Annotated in this window: 17 protein-coding genes; 10 read left to right on the plus strand and 7 right to left on the minus strand. The window is 72.1% G+C overall.

Annotated features, from left to right (window positions below; genetic code table 11):
- On the plus strand, window positions 1-1,183 hold a 1,183-nt coding region (locus tag VE326_03185), incomplete at its 5' end, for a hypothetical protein (GenBank protein ID HYJ32201.1).
- On the plus strand, window positions 1,180-2,778 hold the full coding sequence (locus VE326_03190) for an SLBB domain-containing protein (GenBank protein ID HYJ32202.1): 1,599 nt from the start codon (window positions 1,180-1,182) through the stop codon (window positions 2,776-2,778). The genes VE326_03185 and VE326_03190, both read left to right, overlap by 4 nt.
- On the opposite strand, the gene VE326_03195 is transcribed toward VE326_03190, so the two are convergent.
- Window positions 2,748-3,710: a glycosyltransferase gene (locus VE326_03195; GenBank protein HYJ32203.1), complete on the minus strand. Its 963-nt coding sequence runs from the start codon at window positions 3,708-3,710 to the stop codon at window positions 2,748-2,750. The genes VE326_03190 and VE326_03195 overlap by 31 nt on opposite strands.
- 29 nt (window positions 3,711-3,739) lie before the next feature.
- Window positions 3,740-4,747 (minus strand): GDP-L-fucose synthase, encoded by a 1,008-nt coding sequence (locus tag VE326_03200; GenBank protein HYJ32204.1) that lies wholly within the window; start codon window positions 4,745-4,747, stop codon window positions 3,740-3,742.
- 118 nt (window positions 4,748-4,865) lie between these two features.
- Between VE326_03200 and VE326_03205 the strand changes: the two genes are divergently transcribed.
- Genes VE326_03205 through VE326_03220 form a run of 4 tightly spaced genes read left to right on the plus strand, consistent with a single transcriptional unit; the run spans window position 4,866 to window position 9,367 of the window.
- Window positions 4,866-6,062, plus strand: a complete 1,197-nt coding sequence (locus VE326_03205; protein ID HYJ32205.1) for an O-antigen ligase family protein — start codon at window positions 4,866-4,868, stop codon at window positions 6,060-6,062.
- Window positions 6,059-7,072, plus strand: a complete 1,014-nt coding sequence (locus tag VE326_03210; GenBank protein ID HYJ32206.1) for a hypothetical protein — start codon at window positions 6,059-6,061, stop codon at window positions 7,070-7,072. The genes VE326_03205 and VE326_03210 overlap by 4 nt, the downstream gene beginning before the upstream one ends.
- Window positions 7,069-8,268 (plus strand): glycosyltransferase, encoded by a 1,200-nt coding sequence (locus tag VE326_03215; protein HYJ32207.1) that lies wholly within the window; start codon window positions 7,069-7,071, stop codon window positions 8,266-8,268. Before VE326_03210 ends, VE326_03215 begins: the two co-directional genes overlap by 4 nt.
- Before the next feature lie 13 nt (window positions 8,269-8,281).
- Window positions 8,282-9,367: a GNVR domain-containing protein gene (locus VE326_03220; GenBank protein HYJ32208.1), complete on the plus strand. Its 1,086-nt coding sequence runs from the start codon at window positions 8,282-8,284 to the stop codon at window positions 9,365-9,367.
- Here the strand turns inward: VE326_03220 and VE326_03225 are convergent.
- Both VE326_03225 and VE326_03230 read right to left on the minus strand, forming a co-directional pair.
- On the minus strand, window positions 9,364-10,074 hold the full coding sequence (locus tag VE326_03225; GenBank protein ID HYJ32209.1) for a class I SAM-dependent methyltransferase: 711 nt from the start codon (window positions 10,072-10,074) through the stop codon (window positions 9,364-9,366). The two genes, VE326_03220 and VE326_03225, sit on opposite strands and share 4 nt — an antisense overlap.
- Window positions 10,065-11,087 (minus strand): glycosyltransferase family 2 protein, encoded by a 1,023-nt coding sequence (locus tag VE326_03230; GenBank protein HYJ32210.1) that lies wholly within the window; start codon window positions 11,085-11,087, stop codon window positions 10,065-10,067. The genes VE326_03225 and VE326_03230 overlap by 10 nt, the downstream gene beginning before the upstream one ends.
- A 31-nt stretch (window positions 11,088-11,118) precedes the next feature.
- Here VE326_03230 and VE326_03235 point away from each other — a divergent pair, with 31 nt between their 5' ends.
- From VE326_03235 to VE326_03250, 4 genes are read left to right on the plus strand one after another with little or no spacing between them, the layout of a single operon-like run.
- Window positions 11,119-12,531, plus strand: a complete 1,413-nt coding sequence (locus VE326_03235; GenBank protein ID HYJ32211.1) for an O-antigen ligase family protein — start codon at window positions 11,119-11,121, stop codon at window positions 12,529-12,531.
- A 13-nt stretch (window positions 12,532-12,544) separates the two neighbouring features.
- Window positions 12,545-13,273 carry a class I SAM-dependent methyltransferase gene (locus VE326_03240; GenBank protein ID HYJ32212.1) on the plus strand — a complete coding sequence of 243 codons (729 nt, stop codon included), beginning with the start codon at window positions 12,545-12,547 and terminating at the stop codon, window positions 13,271-13,273.
- 36 nt (window positions 13,274-13,309) lie between these two features.
- On the plus strand, window positions 13,310-14,710 hold the full coding sequence (locus VE326_03245) for an undecaprenyl-phosphate glucose phosphotransferase (protein HYJ32213.1): 1,401 nt from the start codon (window positions 13,310-13,312) through the stop codon (window positions 14,708-14,710).
- 7 nt (window positions 14,711-14,717) lie between these two features.
- Window positions 14,718-15,596, plus strand: a complete 879-nt coding sequence (locus VE326_03250) for a glycosyltransferase family 2 protein (GenBank protein HYJ32214.1) — start codon at window positions 14,718-14,720, stop codon at window positions 15,594-15,596.
- Here the strand turns inward: VE326_03250 and VE326_03255 are convergent.
- The 3 genes from VE326_03255 to VE326_03265 form a co-directional block, all read right to left on the minus strand.
- On the minus strand, window positions 15,578-16,675 hold the full coding sequence (locus VE326_03255; GenBank protein HYJ32215.1) for a glycosyltransferase family 1 protein: 1,098 nt from the start codon (window positions 16,673-16,675) through the stop codon (window positions 15,578-15,580). The genes VE326_03250 and VE326_03255 overlap by 19 nt on opposite strands.
- Window positions 16,675-17,481, minus strand: a complete 807-nt coding sequence (locus VE326_03260) for a class I SAM-dependent methyltransferase (protein ID HYJ32216.1) — start codon at window positions 17,479-17,481, stop codon at window positions 16,675-16,677. The genes VE326_03255 and VE326_03260 overlap by 1 nt, the downstream gene beginning before the upstream one ends.
- Window positions 17,478-17,842 (minus strand): hypothetical protein (locus tag VE326_03265; protein HYJ32217.1); only part of this gene is annotated, 365 nt, incomplete at its 5' end. The genes VE326_03260 and VE326_03265, both read right to left, overlap by 4 nt.

Here is a 17,842-nt window from a genome sequence, read left to right on the forward strand (position 1 = left end):
GCCCTGGCTCGCCGCGGGGATCTACCGCGATTCGGCGTTCACCTGGGCCATTCTCCTCGGCGCGGCCTCGGTCCCGCTCTCGGCCGTCGCGTCGGTGAACATCTCGATGCTCCAGGGGCACCAGGCCGTGCGCTCCATGGCCGGGCTCAACGTGGCGATCGCCGTGGCGCAGATCGCCACCATCGTGCCGCTCGCGTTCCTGTGGGGCGTTCCCGGAGCGGTCGCGCAGCTCGTGGTGATCACGGCGATCTGGGCGTGGTGGAGCGGACGGCTGCTTGCGCCCCACACCCCGCGCGCGCCCAGGGCGCCGAGCCCGCCCGGCCCGGGCGCGGGAACCGGCCCGGCGGCCGCCTCGGCGAAACCACTCCTGCGTCCCCTCCTCCGGTACGGCATCTCCTCGCTCCTCGTGGGACTCTCCTCAACGCTGACGCTCCTCATCCTGCGCTCCATGCTGGTCAGCAAGCTGGGGCTGCCGGCGAACGGCATCTACCAGGTCTGCGTCGGCGTGTCGGGGCTTCTCATGCCCACGATCCTGAACGCGATCACGGCGAACGTGTGGCCCGAGATCGCGTCGCTCCCGAACGACGCCGACGTCCCCCCGGTGATGCGGAGCGCCGTGCGCCTCGCGTTCCTCCTCACCACCGGGTTCTGCGCGGCCATCCTCATCGGGGCGCCGATCTGGGTGCCGCTCTTCTACAGCGGCCGCTTTCTCCCCGCGCTCGACCTCCTGCCGATCCAGTTCCTGGGCGACTATTTCCGCGCCGCGGCCTGGATGTTCGGCATCTGGCTCGTGCCGCGGAACCGGCTTCGCCCCTGGGTGCTGTTCGACGTGGTCTACGGCGTGACGCTGCTCGTCGCGTTCGTGCTCCTGGTGGACCGCGTGGGGCTGAAGAGCGTCGTGATCGGCTACGTGCTGGCGCACATGACGCACGCCGGGCTCCACTACTGGCTGGCGCGGCGCTCGACGGGATTCAAGCTGGGGCCCGACAACCGGCGCCTGCTGCTCGCCTCCCTGGCGCTCCTCCTGGGGCTTCTCGCCTGGACGCCGAAGAACCTGGCCGGCGTGGGGGTGGGCGGACTGGCCCTCGTCCTCTGGGCGGCGATCGTCGTGCGTCGGCGCGAGTGGCTCGCCATGCTCGACGTGGCGCGGCGGAGGCTGAGCGTGGCATCATCGTCCCCTTGACCTCCTCCCTGAGAATCCTGAATTCCGCGCCCGCCAGGCTCGCGGCGATGCTGCTGCTCGGCCTCGCGCCTCTTTGGGTACACGGCGTCGTCCGAGCCGCCCCGGCGACCTTTCCCGCGACGGGAATGCCGGCCATGCCGGGCATGCCCTCGACCGCCGCCGACCTGAGTCCGCCGATCGCGGGCCGCGTCGACCCGGCGACCTACCGCGTCGGCCCGGGCGACGAGTTCGCGCTCCTCTACTCCGATCTCGGCGAGCCCCGGATCGTCCGCGTCGGCCCGACGGGAACGATCCTGCTCCCCGACGTGGGAGCGCTCGCGGCGGCGGGGCTCACCCTGGAGGAGCTGGAGTCGCGGGTGCGGGAGCGGATGCGCCCCTATGTGCGCGGGCGCGGCTTCGGCTTCAGCCTCTATCGTCCCCGGCGCTTCCGGCTCTACGTCACAGGCGAGGTGGGCCAGCCGGGGGGTGTTGCGCTCCAGGCGCCGGCGCGCGCCTCCGAGGCGGTTCTGGCCGCGGGCGGAGTCGCCGGCGGAGGCGCGCTCCGCGGCATCGAGATCCGCCGGGGCTCGGACACGCTGCGGGCCGACCTCGTGCTCTCCTCGCGGGGTGGCCGGCTCGATGCCGACCCCCTCGTCTTCGAGAGCGACGTCATCTACGTGCCGCCCTCCCGAGCGAGGATCGGGATCGGAGGGGCGGTGGTCCACCCGGGGCGCTACGACTATGTCCCCGGCGATCGCGCGAGCGATCTCGTCGCTCTGGCGGGGGGACTCCTCCCTGGAGCCGCACTCGCCGGCGCGACGATCGAGCGATTCGATCCGGAAGGCGGAGCGGAGCGATCCCCGCTACGCCTGAGCGAGGCGATCGCCGCGCCGGGGGGCCCGGCCGACGAACCGCTCCGCGAGGGGGACCGGCTCTTCGTGCCGGGGCGCCCGCGCTGGCAGGAGGGGGACCAGGTGACGCTGGTCGGAGAGGTCGCCCGCCCGGGCCCCTACCCGATCCGTTCCGGAGTCGACCGCCTGAGCGTCGTGCTCGCCGCCGCGGGAGGGTTCACCGCGTCCGCGGACAGCGCGGGGCTCCGGATCGAGCGGACCGCGGCCGGAGCGCCGAGCGATTCCCTCTTTCTCCGGCTCACGGAGCGTAACCCGGACCTGCTCACTCCGGCCGAGCGCGACTACGTCGCGGTGACCGCGCGGGAGCGGCTGGCCCTCTCGGCCGGAGCCGCGCGCGCCCTCGGCGATCCGGTGCTCCACGACGGGGATCGCATCGTCGTGCCGCGGCGGATCGGACTCGTCGGCGTGCAGGGGGAGGTGCGCGCCCCCGGATTCGTTCCCTACGCGCCCGGGCGCCGCGTCGCCGACTACGTGGAGGACGCGGGAGGATACACGTCGCGCGCGTACAGGAGCCGGATCCGCGTGACGCGGGCGGCCACCGGAGCCCGCATGGACGCGAGTGAAGCCGGAATTCTCCGAGAAGGGGACGTCGTCTGGGTCCCGACCCGGCCGGACCACAGCACGTGGGCGAGCGTGCGGGACGTTCTGACCACGGCCGCCCAGGTGGCGACCATCTACCTCGTCGTGCGCGAGGCTACCAAGTAGTCGCGGGCCCGCTCCCGGCCACGCCACAGCGACGCGAGAAGCACGGGGGGCACCAGGAGCGCCGCGGGCAGCTTCCGCGGATCCCAGCGCCACTTGCCCCAGATCAGGAGCGCGAGCGCCCCGGCGAGCGCGAAGAGCCACGCCGCCACGCCCGCCTCGCCCAGAACCGCCGCTCCGGCCGCCGCGAGGAGGGCCGTGACGTATACGGCGCAGGCGTGGACGAACGGGCGCCGGATCGAGATCGGTCCCCAGCGGATCACCTCGATCTGGCTCCGGAACGCCTCCGGATGCCTCGCTTCGAGCAAGGGGTCCATCTCGTAGCGGCGCGCCCAGCGGAGGGGATCGAGCCACGACGAGTGCTCCGGGGGATGGACCACGCGGATCGCGGGATCGATCCGGGTCCGGGCGCCCGCTTCGGCCAGCGTGAACCCCAGGTCGGAGTCCTCGCGGAAGTAGATGCCTCGGCGTGGATCGAAGAAGGCCTCCGAGTATCCGCCGGCGCGCTCGAAGGCCTCGCGCCGTACGAACAGGTTCGTCGGAAGCCAGACCGGCGCCCCCTCCTTCCGCCGCCGCGCGGGCCGGCCGTCCGGGAGCAGCGTGTCCCCCTCGATCACGTCGAGGTCCGGCTCGTTCTCGATGCGGGCCGCCGCGCGCTCCAGCCAGTCCGCCGCCGGGGTGCAGTCGTCCTCCGTGAACGCGAGCCAGGCCGCGCGCGCCTCGCGCGCTCCGGCATTTCGAGCGGCGCCGGGGCCCCGCCGCTCTGGAAGCAGGACGGCGCGGGCGCCCGCCTTGTTGAGCCGGGCGCGAGTCGGGGGCGAGGGCTCCACGCCGTCGAACGCGACGATCCACTCGCGGAGCCCGGGGGCGAGGGTCTGACGCTCGAGGGCCTCGAGGAGGGGAAGGAGCCTGGATTCGTTTCCCAGGGTCGGCACGACGACGCTGAAGCGTGGAAGGGATGCGCTCAGGGACGGGCGGCGGCGGCGCGCCCGATCGGATCGCGCACGCGTTCGCGGAACCACGCCACGGTGCGCCGGAGCCCCTCGTCGAGCGGGGTCGTCGCGCGCCAGCCGAGGAGCTGCTCCGCACGCGAGGTGTCGAGGCAGCGCCGAGGCTGCCCGTCCGGCTTCGAGGGATCGAAGCGGAACCGTCCCGTGAATCCCGAGGCCGCCGCGACGCGATCCACCAGATCGCGGATCGAGATCTCCGAGCCCGCGCCCAGGTTCACCGGTTCGCTGCCGCGCAGGCGCTCGAGGGCGGACACCATTCCCTGGGCCGCGTCTCCGACGTACAGGAACTCGCGCGTGGCCCCTCCGGTGCCCCAGATCTCGATCTCCCGCTGTCCGGCGTCCGCGGCCTCGACGCACTTCCGCACCAGGGCCGGAATGACGTGGGACGTCTCGGGATCGAACTTGTCGCCGGGGCCGTACAGGTTCACCACCAGGAGGTTCACCGCGTCGAAGCCGAACTCCGCGCGATAGGCCTGCGACTGGACGAGCAGCATCTTCTTCGCGAGGCCGTAGGGCGCGTTGGTCTCTTCCGGGTAGCCGTTCCAGAGGTTCTCCTCGCGGAACGGCACGGGCGTGATCTTGGGATAGGAGCAGATCGTGCCCACGGACAGGAAGCGTCGCACGCCGGCGAGCCGAGCGCGCTCCATGAGCAGCGCTCCCATCATGAGGTTCTTGTAGAAGTAGGTCCCGGGGTACCGCCGGTTCGCGCCGATCCCGCCCACGACGGCGGCCAGGTGGATGATGGCTTCGGGTTCCAGCGCGTCGAGCATCGCCGCGACCTCTTCCTCGCGGGTGAGGTCGTACTCGGCGGATCCGAACGTCACCGCGTTCACGTAGCCCCGGTCGCGCAGCGCCTCCATGAGATGCGTGCCGAGAAACCCCGTCCCGCCGGTCACGACGATACGGGAGGAGGGCGCGAGAAGGAGCCCCGGGAGCGGATCGCTGGTCGAGGAATCGTCCATGGGAAGGAGCCGAGTCTCCCCCATGCTCCGGATCGAGTCAAGCGCGGGCGGGCGGCAGCGGTCCGCGCGGCGGGCGCTCTCTTGACCCCCGTCGGGGCATAGGCCACGATGCGGGCTCATGCCCGCCATCGCACCGTCCGTCGCGATCACACCGGAGCGGCGTGCCACCGCGCTCGACCGCGCCGCGACGCTCTCCTTCCTTCTCCTCGCCGCGGCGCTTCCATGGTCGATCGCGCCGATCTCGATCGCGGTCGTGCTCTGTGCCGCGCTCACGCTGGCGGCCTGGTGGTCCCCGGGAGGCGCGCGCTGGGAGCGAACCCCGGTCGACCTGCCGCTCCTGGGCTGGCTCGTCGCGCTCGCGATCGCGTCGGCGTTCGCGCTGGAACCGGCGCGGAGCTTCCCGCGCGTGACGAAGGGAATCCTCTTCGCGATCGTCGCGCTCGCCGCCTATCACGCGCGGAATCCGAAAGTCGCCGCGCGCGCGCTCCTCGTCCTCCTGGTCTCGGCCGCGCCGGCCACGCTCTATGCCCTTTTCCGGTTCGTCCACGACGGCGGCGTGTTTCCGGCGCGCGTGAAAGGACTGGTGGGACACCCGGTGACCTATGGGGGGCAGGCCACGCTGCTCGCGACGGTCGCGATGGCACTGGTGGCCAAGGGCCCTTCCCGCCGCTGGCGGATCGGCGCGGCGGCCTTCCTGGCGCTGCTCACTCCCGCGCTGATCGGTTCCTATACGCGGAGCGCCTGGATCGCGACCGGGGTCGCGGCGTGCGTCATCCTCGCGCGGACGCGCGCCCGGCTCCTGCCCCTCGTGGCGGTCGCGGCGGCGGTCGCGCTCTGGCTCGCGCCGCCGCACTACCGGGAGCGGGCGCTCAGCTCCTTCGACACGAAAAGCGTCTGGAACGTCGAGCGGATCTACATGTGGGAAGCCGGGGTCCGGATGTTCCTCGATCATCCGGCGACCGGCGTCGGCCTGGAGGACCTGAGCGAGATCTACCGCCGCTACCGGTCCCCGCGCGCCATGGAAGACCACGGCCACCTGCACAACATCGCGGTGCAGGTGGGCGCGACGATGGGCGTCGTGGGGCTGGCCGCTCTCGCCTGGCTCCTGATCGGGCTCTTCCGCGCCGCGGGGCATCGCTGGCGGGAAGCGCTTCCCGCCCACTCCCTGGGCTCCGCGCTCCGCCTTGCGGCGCTCGCGGCGCTCGTGGCCTTCCTCGTGGCGGGACTCTTCGAGTGGAACCTCGGGGACGAGGAGCTTGTCGATTTCCTTTGCGTGCTGATCGGCATGGGCTACGCGGCGAGCCGTTGGGAATGATCCGCTGGGCCGCCCTGGTCCTGATCCTGCTGGGGTTCGCGCTGATCCGGTTCGACCTGCGCGATCCGGGTCCGGTTCGACGGCTGACCGCGGGGGCGACGGCGACCCGCTACGGGCTGCCGCTCGACGTGGCGGGCTACGTGCGCCTGACGGCCTACTTCCGCGGGCAGGCTCCGGCCGACAGCATGATCCCGCCGTACTGCTACCGACCTCTCGTTCCGCTCATCGCCTCGGCGCTGCCCTGGGGGCCCCTCACCTCGATCGACGTGGTCGACCTCGCCTGCCTCCTCCTGACGCTCGTCCTCCTGGATCGGCTCCTCTTCCACGTCGGGTACGGAATGCGCGGGCGCACCCTCGGATGCTTCCTGTTCGCCGCTTCGTTTCCCACGTTCTATTACGGCGCCATCGGCTTCGTGGATCCCGCGGCCCTGCTCGCGCTCACGGGCATGGCGCTCGCGGCCCTCCGCGGGCGGAGGCTCTCGTTCGCGATCTGGCTCGTCGTAGGCGTGCTGATCAAGGAGACGAACGCGATCATGGCGGCGCTGCCCGGCGTGGAACCCTGGGCGCGCGGAACGCGGGGGGAAGCGCTCGGGCGCGCGGCCCCGCTGGCGCTCCTCGCGGTCGCGATCGTCGTGGGGATCCGGATGCTGGCCCCGTTTCCGGAGCCGGGATGGCTCTGGCGGCCCAGCCCGGTGGCCCTGCTCGAGAATCTCGCGCGGCCCCGCGCCCTGCTGAGCCTCGTCCTGACGATCGGGCTGCCGGGTGCGGCGGCCGTCGCCGCCCTCGCCACCGGCCGCGCGGCGCGCGCGCTCTCCCCGGAACATCTGCGGTTCTTCCTCACGGGCTCCGCGCTCGCGGCGGCGCTCTATCTGTATTCGCTCACCGCGGCGTACGCGGACGGCCGGGTGATCTGGAGCGTCTATCCGTTCCTGATCCCGATGGCGGTGGCGATGTGGGCACCCGCCGCGCCGGGGCCGGCATCGGTGCGCGCTCCCGCGGTCGGCGCATGAGCCGGCCCGCGGCGCTCGTCCTCACGCCGCGCCTCCCCTGGCCGCTGGACGACGGAGGGCGGATCGTCCTCTGGCAGAGCCTCAAGGCGGCGTCGCGAAACCACGACGTCACCCTGGTCTCGTTCGTCTCCGCGGGGAGCGTGGGGGATCCGCTCCCCGGCGAGCTCGAAGCGCTCTGCGTGCGGATCGTGCGCGTGCCGCACCGGCCGCCTCCTTCACCGATCGCCGCGTGGCGCGGGCTTGCGGGCCGATGGCCCTACACGCTCGCGCGATACCAGGACCCGGCGTTCGCGCGCGCCGTTGCCGAGGCGGTGGCGCGCGACCGGCCCTCGTACGCGCTGGTGAACCACCTGCACCTGGCTCCCTACCACGAGGCGCTCGGGGGCGTCCCGATGATCCTCCGGCAGCAGAACCTCGAGCACCGCTGGATGGAGCGCCTCGCGCGCTCCCGCGGCCCGAGCCTCGCGGGGCTCTACGCCCGGCTCCAGGCGCGGCGGCTTCGGGACGCGGAACGGGAGCTCTGCGCCAGGGCGGCGCTCGTGCTCACGATCCAGGAAGGGGAGACCGCCGCTCTGCGCGCGCTCGCGCCGCAAGCGCGCGTCGAGACGCTGCCGATCGGCGTGGAGCTCGCGCGCTTCCTCGAGCCGAGCCCCGCCGCCGGCCCTGTCGTGCTGTTGCCCGGGTCGTTCTCCTGGGAGCCGAACGTGGAGGGCGCGATCCGCTTCCTGGAAGAGGGCTGGCCCGCGGTTCGATCCGCCGCGCCGGGCGCGCGTCTTCGGATCGCGGGGAAGTCCCCACCGTCGGCGCTCCGCCGTGCCGCGGCTCGCGCCGGAGCCGAGGTCGCCGCCGACGTTCCGTCGATGGAGGAGGAGCTGTCGCGCGCCACGGTGGTCGTGGTTCCCCTCTGGGTGGGCGCCGGCGCCCGCGTGAAGATCGTCGAGGCGATGGCCGCGCGCGTGCCGGTGGTGGCGACCCCGGCCGCAGCGGAGGGACTCGATCTGGAGCCCGAGCTGCATTACGCCTGCGCCGAAGAACCCCGGGCGCTCGGGGCCGCGGTGGCGGCGCTGCTTCACCGTCCGGCCGAGCGCGTCCGGCTGGCCGCCGAGGGGCGCCTGCTCGCGGAGGCGCGCTGGTCCCTGGAGCGGATCGCCTTACGCCAGGATTCGCTGATCGCGCGGGCGCTTCGGGGAGAGTAGACTCGTTCCCTCGATGACCCACGAGCCGATGCCCTCCGATTACGCCGCGAGCGCGAGGCCCTATCTGGGCCGCGCGGCGGTCGCGGTGGTCGTCGGGACCGCTCTCGCCGCGGTCCTGGCCTTCGTCTGGCCGCCCACCTACCGAGCCGAGACGGTCCTCCTGCCTCCATCCGAAGAGGACACGGGTTTCAGCGTTTCGGCCATCGTCCGGGGGTTGAACGTGCCGGGAGTCCGGATCCCCACCCGGACCGGACCGGAGGACGTGACGATGGCGATTCTCCAGAGCCGCCGCATCGCCTCGATCCTCGTCCAGCGCTTCGACCTCATGAAGGTCTACCACGTGCCGCGGAAGGATCCCGCGATCCGCATCCTTCAAGATCACTCCTCGTTCAAGCTGGGGGAGAGCGGCACGGTGGTCGTCCGCGTGGAGGATCGCGATCCCAGGCGCGCCGCCGATCTCGCGAACGCCTATGCGGAGGAGCTGGACCGGTTCAATCGCGAGACCCGGATGACCAAGGGGCGGCAGACCCGGCTCTTCGTGGAGAAGCGCCTCGAGGAGACCCGCGTCGCGATGGAGGCCGCGGAAGAGGCGCTGCGCCGCTACGGCGAGCAGCACCACACCGTGGCGCTCTCGGCGGACCAGATGTCCTCGGTGGAGAGCGCCGCGAGCCTGTTCGCCAGCCAGGCGAACCTCCAGATCCAGATCGGCCTGGCGCGCCAGTCGGCCTCCGACAGCAGCGTGGAAGTCCGGCGGCTGCGCCAGCAGCTCGCGGAGGTCAACCGCCTGATCGGGCAGCTGCCCGATCTCGGGCTGGAGCAGGCGCGCCTGGTGCGGGCCATGAAGATCCAGGAGCAGGTCTACGCGCTCCTCTCCTCGCAGTACGAGGAGGCGCGCATCAACGAGGCGCGCGACCTTGCGACCGTGGAAGTGCTCGACCGCGCCGACCCGCCGGATCGGAGGATCTGGCCCCGGCGCGGGCTTCTCATCGGGCTCGGCTTCCTGATCTCGGCCTTCGCGGCCACCGCGTGGATCGCGTGGAGCGTGCGGCGCGCGTCGGTCGGCGTAAGCCCCGACCGGGCGCTCCAGCTCCTGAGCTAGCGAGCCCGGGCGACGATCCCCACGCCGAAGTTCATCCAGCGGGGGAGCCGGCGGAACGGATAGCCCGAGACTTCGACGACGTCGAAGTGCTTCCCGACGAGCCGCACGATGTCGTCGTAGTCGAATCCCTTGTGATCGTTCCGCTCCACCAGGTCCATCCTCCCGATCAAAGCACCCCAGATCTCGACCGGACGGTAGCGGATGTAGTCGCCGAAGCATCGCTTCACGACGTATTTCGTGAGAAAGACCGGTCCTTTCTCGTTGGGCACGGTCACGAGGAAGTGCCCGGTCGCCACATCGGCGATCGCCGCGACGTAGTCCGCGGCGACTTCGGGCGTCAGGTGCTCCAGCGTCTCGAGGCAGAGCACCGTGTCGAAGCGCTCGCCCTCGACGTGCTGGCGCAGCGTATCGGGAGTCGAGCAGAGCTCGAAGCGGACCGTGGGATCCTCCTTCCAGCGCAGCCGGCCCGCGTCCAGTCCCCCCTCCCAGTTCGCGTCGAGTCCGAGGTAGTGGTCGGGCTTCCGCAGGAGGTAGCCGATCGACCGGCCGTCAAAGCAGCCGAGCTCGACGACCCTCGAGCAGGGAGCCTGGACCCGGCGCAGGCTCTCGTTCAGCCAGTGGAAGCGCGCCTGGTGCAGCCGCCCGCGGAGCCCGCCGGAGAAGAGGCGCTCGTTGTATCCCGCCTCGCTCTTCTTCTTCAGAAACAACGCCGCTCCAGCCGTTCCGGCTCCCGCGGGGCGACCGGCATCCCTGCGAGCGTCCAGCCGAACGCGCTGCGGAATCGCTCCTGGTTCCGGCGGAGCGGCGCCCGGGGAGCGCGGCCGAGGAGACGGAGCGCGAGCATCCGGGCTTCACTCCAGAGAAAGCGCAGGGCCACCGACAGCGCGAGGATCGCGCGCGCCGCCGCCGCGACCGCCGCGCCGCGGTGCTTCCTCATGAAACGGACCCGCCCCTTGAGATTCTCCACGAACATCGGGCCGGCGACCGGATCGCTGCTCGCGCCCCCCGCGTGCACGACCGGCGGGTCCGGAAGGAAGATCACCGACCAGCCCGTGTCGCGAATCCGCCGGCACCAATCCATCTCCTCGCCGTACATGAAGAACTCGGGATCGAAGGGCCCGACCGCGCGCACGACGTCCGCGCGGATCACCAGGAACGCGCCCTGGATCCAGTCCACCGCCAGCACCCGGTCGTGCCGGAACCAGGGCATGTGGAGCGAGGAGAGGGGCCGGAGCCATGGCAGGAGGCGATCGAGTCCGAGCGCCTCCCCCAGGAGGTTCGCGAGCCCGGGGAAGGAGTGGCAGGAGGGCTGGAGCGCGCCGTCCGGCGTGACGAGCCGCGTGGCGGCCACGCCCGAGGAGGGGTTCGCGCGCAGATACTCCACGCACGCCGCGAGCGCGTCCGGCGGAAGGACCGTGTCGGGATTGGCCAGCGCGTAGAACTCCGACGTCGCGGTCCCGAGCACCTGATTGTTCGCGCGCGCGAAGCCGACGTTCGTGGGATTGGCCGTGAGGCGTACCCCGGGGAAGCCGCTCCGAACCAGCTCGGCGCTTCCGTCCGAGGAGGCGTTATCCACCACGTGGACCTCGAGCGAAACCCCGCGCTGGGCTTCCAGCGAAGTCAGGCACGCGGGAAGGTCGCGGGCCGAGTTATAGCTCACGACGACGGCGGTCACGGAGGGCGGAGAGGCCCGGTCCCGCTTCTCGGAAGAAGGGTTCATCGCGGCGAAGCGTACCCGTACAATTCCGGGCATGACGACAACAATCGCGAGACTCCCGGGGACGCGGGGGCGCGTTCTCCTGATCGCGGCCGCGCTCGCCGCACCGGCCCTGCTGCTCGCGGGCCTCGCCACGAACCACTGGGCGCTCCTTCTCGTGCTGATCGTGGCGGCGGCGCTCGTGGTGGCGTCGCTTCGCGACATCCGCACCGCGTTCCTCGTCCTGGTCCTGCTCTGCTCGTTCGTGGACTACACCACCGGCATCCTGACCCTGGAGATGACCGTCGTCTGCGCCTGGGTGGCGTGGACGGCGTTGCTCCTCTACTGGCGCGGCGCCTGGACCGGGTGGGTGCGTCCGCCCGGGGAGATGCTGCCGGGGATCGCCGTCTGGCTGGCGGCCTGCGCCATGGGCGTCGTCGTCGGGCTCGTGAGCGGAAACCCGCTCAAGAACCTGGGGATCGAGCTGGAAGGGGCGCTCTGGCCGCTCCTGGCCTTCGCGATGATGCAGGCATACGGGCGCCGGCACGCGCTCTACGCCGCGGCGGGGCTCTTCGCGATCGGGCTCGTTCACACCGGGTTCGGATTGACCATGCTGCAGATCGAGCAGCATCGGCTGGGCGGGATCTACTTCACGACCGTGACCGGCATCGTCGCGGTCATGCTCTGGACGGCCGCGATCCTCGCGCCGACCCGCCGCGTCCGCTGGCTCTGCCTTCTCGGAATGATCCCGATGCTCGCGCACCTCCTCTTCTCCTTCACGCGCGGGTACTGGTTCGGCGCGATCGCGGGGCTCGCGACCGCCACGATCCTCGGATGGCGGAGCCTGGGGCGTTTCCACCCGGAGGTCCGCGCGCGCCGGCTCCTCCTCGTTCCGTCGTTCGCCGGCGTGGCCGCCATCACGGTCGCTCTTTCGATCGTCTATTTCGGGAGCGGGAATCTGCTCGACGCGGTCGGGGGGCGATTCAGCTCCTCCTTCTCCACCGAGGTGGGCGGGGCGACGATGTCGAACGTGATCCGGCTCGCCGAATACGACAAGGCGATCGGCGCGGCGTTGAAGGCGCCGGTCATCGGCCGCGGCCTCGGCTACGCGTTCGTCGTGCGGGAGCCGATCACGAACAGGCTCCGGGAGCAGTGGTTCGTCCACAACTACTACCTGCTCCTCTGGCTAAAGCTCGGCGTGCTGGGACTGGCCGCGTTCGGCTATCTGATCGCGAGGCAGGTCCGGGCGGCGCTTCGGGTCGCGGGGGAGGACACCTCCTGGACGGCGCGGGCGGCGGCGATCACCGCGGTCGCGGTGACGGTGCAGGTGCTGGTCATCCTCACCACGAACTACTCGCTGGCCGACGTGACGACGGCCTCGGTCTTCGGCTACGTGTGGGGGCTCTTCTGGTCGATCCGGGCGGACGGTTCCGGGGCGGGAGGCAGCGCTGCACCCGCTGCTCCATAGAGCCCGCCGGACCGTGAAGGCGGTCCTGCACCCCGCCCTCGCCCCCGCCGCGATCCGCGCGTTTCAGGCGCGGGCCGCGGCGTGCGCGGACCGGGAGGCGGCCCTCGACCTGGCCTATTCGTTCGACTTTGCCCGAATTCGCATTCTTCCGGCCCAGGTGCGATCCGAGATCGCGGCCTTTCTCGATCGGATGGCGGCCCGCGCGCCGAAGGTCGTTCTGGAGATCGGCACCGCCACCGGCGGCACCCTCTTCCTCTTGAGTCGGATTGCCGCTCCCGACGCCCGCCTTCTCAGCGTCGATCTTCCCGGCGGACGATTCGGAGGCGGCTATCCTGCCTGGAAGTCGGGATTGTTCCGGTCGTTCGCGCGCGCGCGCCAGGAAGTGATTCTCCTTCGCGGGGATTCCCACGAGGCCGCGATGGCGGAGCGCGTCGAGGCCCTTCTCGGCGGCGAGCCGATCGACCTCCTCTTCATCGACGGGGATCATCGCTACGAGGGCGTGAAGCGGGACGCGGAGATGTACGCCCCGATGGTTCGCGCGGGAGGGATCGTCGCGTTCCACGACATCGTTCCGGGCCCGGAGGACGCGGTGGGCGGGGTTCCCCATTTCTGGCGTGAGTTCAAGGCTTCCGTCCCGGCGAACGAGATCGTCGCCGACTGGAACCAGGGCGGATACGGAATCGGCTACGCCACGCTCGGCCCGAGATTGCCCGGACCGGCGCCGGGACGTATCATCCGCTGATTCCATGGGCATGAACCCCCGGAGCGAACGACCCTGATGCTCGCCCGCCACCGCCAACTCCTCGTCACCGGCGTCTTCGTCCTCGACGCGGCGCTCATCTTCGCCTCCTGGGTGGCGGCGTACTTGATCCGCTTCCACCTGCTCCCGCTCGCCGCGCCGCTCGGGATCCCGCCGCTGCGCGCCTACCTCTGGATGGGCGCCGTGCTCACGCCGGTGTCGCTGCTGGTGCTCCGGAGCTTCCGCCTCTACCGCTCCGCCCGCACGGCCCGCCTCTCGCAGGAGCTGCTCGCGGTGCTCCAGGCGATCGCGATCGTTGCGGCGCTCGCCGCGCTCGGCTCCTACTTCCTCCGGGGGGAGGTCGCGCGCTCGGTGCTCCTCCTCTTCGCGGTGCTGGCGGCGTTCACGCTCTGCCTTTCGCGCGTCGCCGTGCGCTCCGCGCTCCGCGCGCTGCGGCGGCAGGGGCACAACCTGCGCCACGTGCTGATCGTGGGAACGGGGCCGATGGCGGCGCACGTGGCGCGCAAGATGGCGCAGCACGGCGACTACGGGTTCCAGGTGCACGGTTTCGTGAGCGCGGCGCCGCGCGCCGGGGGGAGTGCCGAGGTCGGCGGGCTTCCGGTGCTCGGGGACGTCGAACGTCTGCCGGAGCTTGTGGAGATGACGGGAGCCCAGCTGGTTTACCTCGCGCTGGCGCGCGAGGAGCATGAGGCCGAGCTTCTCGCCCTGGAGCGGCTCAGCGATTCGACGGCCGCGGTCCGGCTGGTTCCCGACCTGGCGCGCGCGTTCACGCTGAACGCCAGCGTCGAGGACTTCGACGGCATGCCGGTGGTCCTGGTCACCGAGAGCCCCGACCAGGGGTGGAACAGCGTTCTGAAGCGCGCGTTCGATGCCGTCTTCGCGGGCGCCGGGCTCCTCGTCCTGTGGCCTGGGCTCCTCGCCATCGCGGCCTGGATCAAGCTGGACTCCCGGGGCCCCGTCTTCTTCGCGCAGGACCGCGTGGGGCTGAACGGCCGCCGGTTCCGGATGCTCAAGTTCCGAACGATGGTGCCGGAGGCCGAATCGGACGGCGCGCAGTGGACGAAGAAGGACGACCCGCGCCGCACGCGCGCCGGCGCCGTGCTGCGGAAGCTCTCGCTGGACGAGCTGCCGCAGCTCTGGAACGTGTTCGTGGGGGACATGAGCCTGGTCGGGCCCCGTCCCGAGCAGCCGCTCTTCGTGCACCAGTTCCGCGCGTCGGTGCCCCGCTACATGCTGCGCCACCACGTGAAGGCGGGAATCACCGGCTGGGCGCAGGTGAACGGGCTCCGCGGCGACACCCCGCTCGAGCGGCGGATCGAGTACGACCTCTACTACATCGAGCACTGGTCGATGGCGTTCGACCTGAAGATCCTCGCGCTCACGGTGGTGCGCCTGTTCCGCGACCCGAGCGCCGTCTAGCGGCTCCGTGGCCGCTCCTCCCCCGAACACCGGTCTTCCGATCCCGCCGGGCGCGCCGCCCCACGTCACCGTGATCACCGTCGTGCGAAACGCGCGCGCGACCCTTCCGGCCACGATCGAGAGCGTGCTCGCGCAGACCCACCGGCCGCTCGAGTACCTGGTCCTGGACGGCGCCTCGACCGACGGCACCCTCGACCTGCTCCGCGCGTATGAGGGACGCCTCCGCTTCGAGAGCGCTCCCGACGGGGGGATCTACGACGCCATGAATCGCGCGGTCGCGCGCGTCGAGCGCCGCGACAGCTATCTCTTCTTCCTGAACGCCGACGACCGCTTCGTCGGCCCCGACGCGGTCGCGCGCGCGGTGGGCGGCGGCGAAGGGGCCGACTTCGTCCACTGCCTGCTCGAATGGCGCGACGACGCGCTCCGCACACGGGAGATCGTCGGCGGCCCGGTCTCGCTCGGGCGGCTCCGCCTCCAGAACCGGTGCGGGCACCAGATGATCTTCTGCCGCCGCTCCGTGTTCGACACGGCCGGCGGCTTCGACCTCCGCTACCCGATCGCGGCCGACTACGACTGGGCGATCCGCGTGTTCCAGCGCCCGGAGATCACGAAGCGCTTCGTGCCGGAGGTGGCCGCCTCGATGGGCGCGGGGGGCGTGAGCGAGCGGCGGTACCTGCGGCTCCTCCGGGAGCGCGGCCGCATCGTCCGCGAGCGCTTCGGGGCCCAGGCCGCGGTGGAATTCGCCCTCTTCGCCGCCGCGGTGGAGATTCCTCGTCTCGCCGTCCGGCGCCTGCTCGGCGCGGTCGGGATGCTCCGGGCCGCGCGCCTCGTTCGCCGCGCCGTTTCCGGCACGCCGCGCTCCGGGGCTCAGTCCAGCTCGCCGTAGACCCGTTCGTGCTCGCGCGCGCAGCGGTCCCACGTGAACAGGGCCGCCCGGGCGCGTAGCGCGGCCGCGCCGTCCGGCGTACGCCCCTGTTCGAGGCAGCGCTCGATCCCCGCGGCCATGCTGTCCCGGTCCTCGGGGTCCGCCAGGATCGCGAGCGCGCCGACGACCTCGGGGAGCGCCGCCGCGGGCGACCCCACGATCGGGCACCCCAGCGACATCGCCTCCAGCACCGGCAGGCCGAATCCCTCCGAGCGCGACAGGTAGAGGAGACCGGACGCGTGCTCGTAGGCCCATCGCAGCTCCTCGTCGCCGGCCGGGCGTTGAAGCACGCGCTCCAGGGCGCCGCACCGCGCGGCGGCCGTGCGCTCCTCGGCGCTCAGCGGGCCGCCTCCGACGCAGAGGAGCCCGGTCGCGCGCCCCGCGGCGCTCGAAGCCCACGCCTCCATCGCCGGAAGGAAATTCTTGTAGCCGTGCCGGTCCCCGACCCAGAGGAAGAAGGGGAGGGGAACGGCGGGCACCGGGCGCGCGGCCACTCCCGTCCAGTCGGGGGCGCCGGCATGGATCACGCGGATCTTTTCCTCAGGCACGTCGGCGGCGGCGAGGAGGTCGCGCCGCGTCGCCTCAGAGATGCAGACGATCCGGTCGGCGCGCGCGCAGAGGGCGCGCTTCCAGCGCGCGGGGTCCGCGGCGTGCCAGAAGCGCCGGCGGAAGAGCCCCGGGAAGCGCTCGTGGGTCATGTCCCAGACGGTGGCGACGAGGGGGCCGCTTCGCGGCAAGGACTCCGGATCCCGGTAATACGTGGGGTGGACGATGGCGCCGCGGCGCGCGGCGGCGCGAAGAGCGCCGCGGTCCCACGCCGCGTTCAGGAGCGCCCGCGGCCGCGTGAGCCCTCTTCGATGGGGCAGGAGGGCGGCCTCGCGCACCGGCACCGACAGCGTCCCGAGCGCCGGCGACTGGTGCCAGCCGGCGAGCACCTCCACCGGCCGCGACAGGCGCGCGATCGTCTCGCGGAAGTAGCGGGTGATGCCGCCCCGGCTCTGAATTCGAAAGATGTCGCCCGTGAAGACGACCGGCCGCATCAGGGCGGGTTCGAGCCGCGCGCCGCGGCGCGCAGGCGCTCGCTGTCGGCGAGCGTGAGCGAGGGGCGGAGCCGGCGCACCACCGGCTCCAGCGCCCCGCCGAAGCGGCGCGCGAGCCACCACGCCGCCGCCGGGATCCCGCGACGTCCGAACACCTGGTAAGCGGGTCCGATCCGCGCGTGGGGGTAGCCGGCCTCGCGTGCGAGGAGCCGCAGGGTGCCGGGGCGGTAGAACGCGACGTGCTGGCCGGTTTCGGGGACCAGGTAGGGCCACGACGGATCGGGACATTCGCCGGGATGGAGCTCCGTGCTGGTGACGATCCACTCGGGGCCGAGTGCCGCGATCCGGCGGAACTCCTCGAGCGGGCGCGTCCAGTGCTCCAGCACCTCGAACGCGGTCACGACCCGCGGCGCTCCGAGGCCGGGACTCCATTCGAACCCGCGCGCGAAGAGGTTCGTGGCGTACGGGTCGCACCAGGTGAACGAGAACCCCGCGTCGCGCATGAGCCGCGTGAAGAGTCCGTAGCCGCCGGCGTAGTCGAGGCAACCCTCGCCGCGGATGCCGGCCAGGTGGAGGAAGGTCGCGACCAGCCGCCGCGTCGCGAGGTTCCGCTGGAGCACCCCGGTGTCGGCCGCCGCGATCGGCGACGCGTAGGCCTCCTCCAGCCAGGCCGGCTCCTCCGTCTGCGTCAGCCCGCAGCGCGGGCACTGGAAGTAGCCCGCGTCGTATCGTCCGAGGACGGACTTCGAGAACCGATACGCGGCCGGCCCGCCGCACAGGCGGCATTCGATGGCGGCGCGGCTCACGCGTCCCCGAGCGCGGCGTCCAGCGCGGCGCGGATGGAGCGGGCGTAGTCGCGGCGCGCGTAGGCGCGCCGCGCCAGCGCGAGCGAGGCCTCGGAGCGCGCGCGGACTTCGGCGGCGCCGCGCCGGGCCAGGTCGTCCACCATCGCACCGAGGGTGGGGAGATCGGTGCCGGGGAGGCGGATCACCTCCGGGTCGTCGATGTCGCAGGCCGCGCTTCCGACGCAGGGGATCCCCAGCGAGAGCCCGACCGTGATGGCGCCGCATTGCGCCTCGGCGCACGAGGGGAGGAGGAGCCACCCCGCGCGCTCCTGCGCCTCCCGGAACGCGGGCGCGTCGACGTCCAGGAAGCCGATCGCGCGGA

It is taken from the genome of Candidatus Binatia bacterium (assembly GCA_035631035.1).
In the GTDB taxonomy this organism is placed as follows: Bacteria; Eisenbacteria; RBG-16-71-46; order SZUA-252; family SZUA-252; genus DASQJL01.

Coding starts and splice junctions, on each gene's coding strand:
- VE326_03200 (HYJ32204.1), bottom strand. CDS start 4,747: ATGGACGATTCCTCGACCAGCGATCCGCTCCCGGGGCTCCTTCTCGCG.
- VE326_03210 (HYJ32206.1), top strand. CDS start 6,059: ATGATCCGCTGGGCCGCCCTGGTCCTGATCCTGCTGGGGTTCGCGCTG.
- VE326_03205 (HYJ32205.1), top strand. CDS start 4,866: ATGCCCGCCATCGCACCGTCCGTCGCGATCACACCGGAGCGGCGTGCC.
- VE326_03245 (HYJ32213.1), top strand. CDS start 13,310: ATGCTCGCCCGCCACCGCCAACTCCTCGTCACCGGCGTCTTCGTCCTC.
- VE326_03255 (HYJ32215.1), bottom strand. CDS start 16,675: ATGCGGCCGGTCGTCTTCACGGGCGACATCTTTCGAATTCAGAGCCGG.
- VE326_03235 (HYJ32211.1), top strand. CDS start 11,119: ATGACGACAACAATCGCGAGACTCCCGGGGACGCGGGGGCGCGTTCTC.
- VE326_03220 (HYJ32208.1), top strand. CDS start 8,282: ATGACCCACGAGCCGATGCCCTCCGATTACGCCGCGAGCGCGAGGCCC.
- VE326_03215 (HYJ32207.1), top strand. CDS start 7,069: ATGAGCCGGCCCGCGGCGCTCGTCCTCACGCCGCGCCTCCCCTGGCCG.
- VE326_03230 (HYJ32210.1), bottom strand. CDS start 11,087: ATGAACCCTTCTTCCGAGAAGCGGGACCGGGCCTCTCCGCCCTCCGTG.